This window comes from Mesorhizobium sp. M7A.F.Ca.US.005.03.2.1 (assembly GCF_003997795.1).
GTDB lineage: Bacteria > Pseudomonadota > Alphaproteobacteria > Rhizobiales > Rhizobiaceae > Mesorhizobium > Mesorhizobium ciceri.
The window spans coordinates 1-4,111 of the sequence record NZ_RZRP01000577.1; the positions used below are offsets into that span (position 1 = coordinate 1).

The window sequence follows — 4,111 nt, forward strand, 5'->3', positions numbered from 1 at the left end:
TGGAGATAGTGACTTCCGCGGTGGCAACCGGCAGGGGAAAACTGCGCATGCCGGCGCGTGCGCCCTCGGTATGCCGCTCCGGAACGCTGGCGATCAGGTCTGATGTGCGGGCCATGGCAAGGGCTGCCGAGAAACCGGAAACCATGCACACGACGGTCCGCCGCAGCCCGAGCCGGTTCAAAGCCTCGTCGATCGGCCCTTTCTCGCGGCCACGCCGTGAAACGCTGATGTGTCGGCCTGCGGCATAGCGCTCAGGCGTCACCGCGCCCTCGGTCAAGGGATGGCCCGTTCGCACAGCGCCGATGAAGCGGTCGCGAAGCAACGCCTGGATGCGCACCTCCGGGCCGGTCTCGCCAGCGACGCCTATGTCCAGATCGATCGCCGCGTCGCGCAGCGACATGACGTCCCGGTCGGACTTCGGTGCAAAGCGCAGCCGCACGCCGGGCGCATCGGCCTGGATACGGGCAACGAGACGAGGTGCGAACTCTTCGACGAAGCTCTCATTGGTGCGCAGCGTGAAGACCCTGTCCAGGTTCGGGAGATCGAGCAAGGTGGCAGGGCGCAGGATCGCCTCCGCATCCTGGACGACACGGCCTACCTGCTGTCGCAGTTCTTCCGCACGCGGCGTCGCCACAAGGCCTCGACCGGCGCGAACCAGCAGCGGATCGCCCGTCGCCTGGCGCAGTCGCGCCAGCGTGCGGCTCATCGCCGAAGGGCTGAGGCGTAGGCGGCTGGCGGCGCGCGCCACGCTGCCTTCGGTCAGCAGGACGTCGAGAGCGAACAGTAAGTTGAGATCGGGTGATGTCATCGGCAGATCATGACATGATATGGCGCCAAACGCACGAATAAGATGCAAATGCTGCGCCTTCCGCCACATTGGCCAAGGAACTAGATCTCCAGCAGTTCCGGTTGTGGGACTGATGGAAGGAGACCGCCGTGGCAATCGCTGAGCAAAATCCGGACGCGCTGACATCGGCGCCACCACGGATGCAATCCGCCGGCTGGGCGTTGGCAAGCCTGTCGCTCGCCACACTGCTGTCGTCGCTGGGAACCAGCATTGCCAGCGTCGGGCTGCCGTCGCTGATGCAGAATTTCGGCGCGACGTTCCAAGCCGTGCAATGGGTTGTTCTGGCCTATCTCCTCGCCATCACCACACTGATCGTCAGCGTCGGCCGGCTGGCCGACATGTTCGGGCGCCGACCGTTGCTGCTTGGGGGCATCGCGCTGTTCACGTCCGCATCGGTGCTCTGCGGCCTGGCGCCGACACTCTGGCTGCTGATTGCCGCACGCGCCGTGCAGGGACTTGGCGCAGCGCTGATGATGGCGCTGACGCTGGCCTTCGTCGCCGAAACCGTGACCAAAGACAGAATCGGCGGCGCCATGGGCCTGCTCGGCGCCATGTCCGCGATCGGCACGACACTTGGCCCCTCGCTCGGCGGCCTTTTGATCACCGGCTTCGGCTGGCGGGCAATCTTCCTCGTCAATGTCCCGCTGGGAGTGCTCACCTTCGCTCTTGCCTGGCGTGCCCTGCCGGCACGCAATAAAACCGCGCGGCTCGACCGAGGCACGTTCGATGTCGTGGGCACCGCCCTGCTGGCCCTGACGTTGGCCGCCTATGCGCTGGCGATGACGCTGGGCAGAGGCAATTTCGGCACGCTCAACATCGGCCTGCTGATCGCCGCCGGCACCGGCGTTTTTCTTTTCGCCGCCGCGCAGGCGAGAGTGAAAAACCCCTTGATCCGGCTTGCCAGCTTCCGCGATCTTCAGCTGAGTGCCAGTCTCGCCATGAGCCTCGTCGTCGCCACGGTGATGATGGCGACGCTGGTGGTGGCTCCGTTCTACCTGTCGCGCGGGCTCGGGCTGGATGCTGCAATGGTGGGTGCGGTGCTGTCGACCGGCCCGCTCGTCTCGACCTTGTCGGCGTTGGTGGCCGGACGCCTGACCGACCGCTTCGGCGCTCATAGGATGATGGTCGCAGGCCTGCTCAGCCTCACGACAGGCACGTTCCTGCTGTCGCTCGCCGTGACCAGATTCGGCATTGCCGGCTATGTCGTTGCGATCACCGTCACCTGCATCGGCTACGCGCTGTTCCAGACGTCGAACAATGCAGCCGTCATGACCGGCGTTGACGCGGGTCAGCGCGGCGTCGTCTCCGGTCTGCTCAACCTTTCGCGCAATCTCGGGCTCATCACCGGCGCCTCGTTGATGGGCGCTATATTCGCCGTCGCATCGGCCGAAGGGCACGAAGGCATTGGTCTTCTGAGTTCCGAGGCCGCCGCCCGGGGAATGCAGGTCACCTTTCAGACGGCGACGGTGCTGGCGCTGGCTGCGCTGTTCCTCGCACTGCTCTCGGCCCGCGCCACAGGCCGCGCAGAATCCAGGGCTTCGTGACGCGCACACCGCTCAGAGAGTAGAATTTCCAAACAGGCTCAGGCACCTGCCCGCTTGCGGCGTTCATAGAGCATGACCAGCGTTTCCGCCGTCAAGGCAGGCTTTTCCTCGCCTTCGATCTCGACCGTGTTGGCCGCCTTCATCAGATACTGGCCCGGGCCCCTGTCCTCCATGGACAGCAGCGTGATGCGCAGTCTGATGCGGGCGCCGACCCTGACCGGCGCCAGGAAGCGTACTTTGTCGAAGCCATAATTGAAGGCGGCCTGCGTATTCTCGGGCACGATGCCCATGCCGAGCGCCAGCGCGCCGATGATCGACAGCGTCAGATAGCCATGCGCGATCGTCGTGCGGAACGGGCTTTGCCGCCGCGCCCTTTCAGGGTCGACATGAATCCATTGATGGTCGCCGGTGCATTCAGCGAACTGGTCGATGCGGTTCTGGTCGACCGTCGTCCACTCCGACACGCCGAGTTCCAGCCCGGCCATCGTCCTCAACTGCTCGTAGGTAGGCGGCGTTTTAGGCCGTATTTCGTTCATTCCTGGTTTCCCGATCGCTTCCAGAGCCTCCGGACCACGAACTGACGGCCTCTGTCAATTCGCTCTGCGCGAATCCGTTCCGTCGATCTCGGCCGCAATCGAGCCACGCCGCCGGCGCAGTCGCAGGCCAACTCGGGCTTTCCGGGCTTCAGGGCGGCCGGCAGCCATGAACCGGTCCCGGCCACATCCGCTACTTCTTCTCGTAGCCGGCGCGGATTTCCTCCATCGCCTCCTTGATGCGGGTGCGCAGGATGTCGACCGATTCGGCACCGGATTTCTTGACCAGTTCAGCCACTTCGCCGGCATTTTTCAACGCGGCCTCGAAGGACTTTCTGGCAAACTCCGTCTGTTTGGCCATCAGTTCCTGCGGATTGCCCGGCGCCCTGTAGCTTTGCGCCATCTCGGTGACCTCGCGCAGCGTATCCTGCAGCATCTCGCGCTGCCGGGACAACAGCGAGGTGGCGCCGGCGGCACCGGCTCGTGCAGATTTCTCCAGCGCTTCGAGGTTCTTGCGATGATGGGCGAGGATCGCCTCGACATCGACATTCGGCACCTTCAGGTCGCGGCCGAACCTGCCGAACATGTCCATGAAGGAATCGGATTCCGGTTGTTTTGCCATGCTTGTTTGCTCCCCTTTGCCGCGGATGCGGGCACCCTCGGATGGAGAATAACACTCGCGTGCCGTGAGTCCATTCGGACGCGGAGGAATGAGCGCCAGTCTGGCCGCGCATCAATTCACGAGGAACAGCCGCTCGGCCACATAGAGCACGACACCGGCGAGGCCGCCGATGATCATGCCGTTGAAGCGGATGTACTGCAGGTCCCGGCCGATGTTCATCTCGATCAGCCGCGTCAGTTGCGCGAGGTCCCAGCGTTTGACCTGGTCGGCGATGAATGTCGACACGCCGGCCTTCTGGCTCTCCACGAACGACGCCAGCGCCACCACGAACCCCTGGTTCATGTCGGCCCGGATCTGCGCATCGCCGGCAAGATGCCGGCCGACCTCGACGAACATGTTGGCGAGGTGCGCACGGATGACCGAATTCGGCGCCTTGGCATCCTGCTCGATGAACTGGCTGAGGCTTGCCCACATGTCGCCGGCCAATCCCTTGACCTCCGGCCGGCCCAGGAAGTCGCGCTTCAGCTTTTCGGCCCGTTTGGCGTATTGTTTCGATGTCCTCAGC

At 64.4% G+C, this 4,111-nt stretch carries 5 protein-coding genes; 1 reads left to right on the top strand and 4 read right to left on the bottom strand.

The window, feature by feature from the left end; genetic code table 11:
• A partial coding sequence (locus tag EN991_RS25945; RefSeq protein WP_164769372.1) for a LysR family transcriptional regulator occupies window positions 1-808 on the bottom strand: 808 nt, incomplete at its 3' end.
• A 128-nt stretch (window positions 809-936) separates the two neighbouring features.
• Here EN991_RS25945 and EN991_RS25950 point away from each other — a divergent pair.
• A complete protein-coding gene (locus tag EN991_RS25950; RefSeq protein WP_127369834.1) occupies window positions 937-2,391 on the top strand; it encodes an MFS transporter in 1,455 nt (484 codons plus the stop codon).
• A 38-nt stretch (window positions 2,392-2,429) separates the two neighbouring features.
• On the opposite strand, the gene EN991_RS25955 is transcribed toward EN991_RS25950, so the two are convergent.
• The 3 genes from EN991_RS25955 to EN991_RS25965 form a co-directional block, all read right to left on the bottom strand.
• On the bottom strand, window positions 2,430-2,927 hold the full coding sequence (locus EN991_RS25955) for a MaoC family dehydratase (protein WP_013531248.1): 498 nt from the start codon (window positions 2,925-2,927) through the stop codon (window positions 2,430-2,432).
• Window positions 2,928-3,117: 190 nt separating this feature from the next.
• Complete coding sequence (locus EN991_RS25960; protein WP_127369835.1) at window positions 3,118-3,546, bottom strand: phasin family protein; 429 nt, start codon at window positions 3,544-3,546, stop codon at window positions 3,118-3,120.
• Between the two features lie 111 nt (window positions 3,547-3,657).
• Window positions 3,658-4,111: DUF445 family protein (locus EN991_RS25965; RefSeq protein ID WP_127369836.1), on the bottom strand; the 454-nt coding region annotated here is incomplete at its 5' end.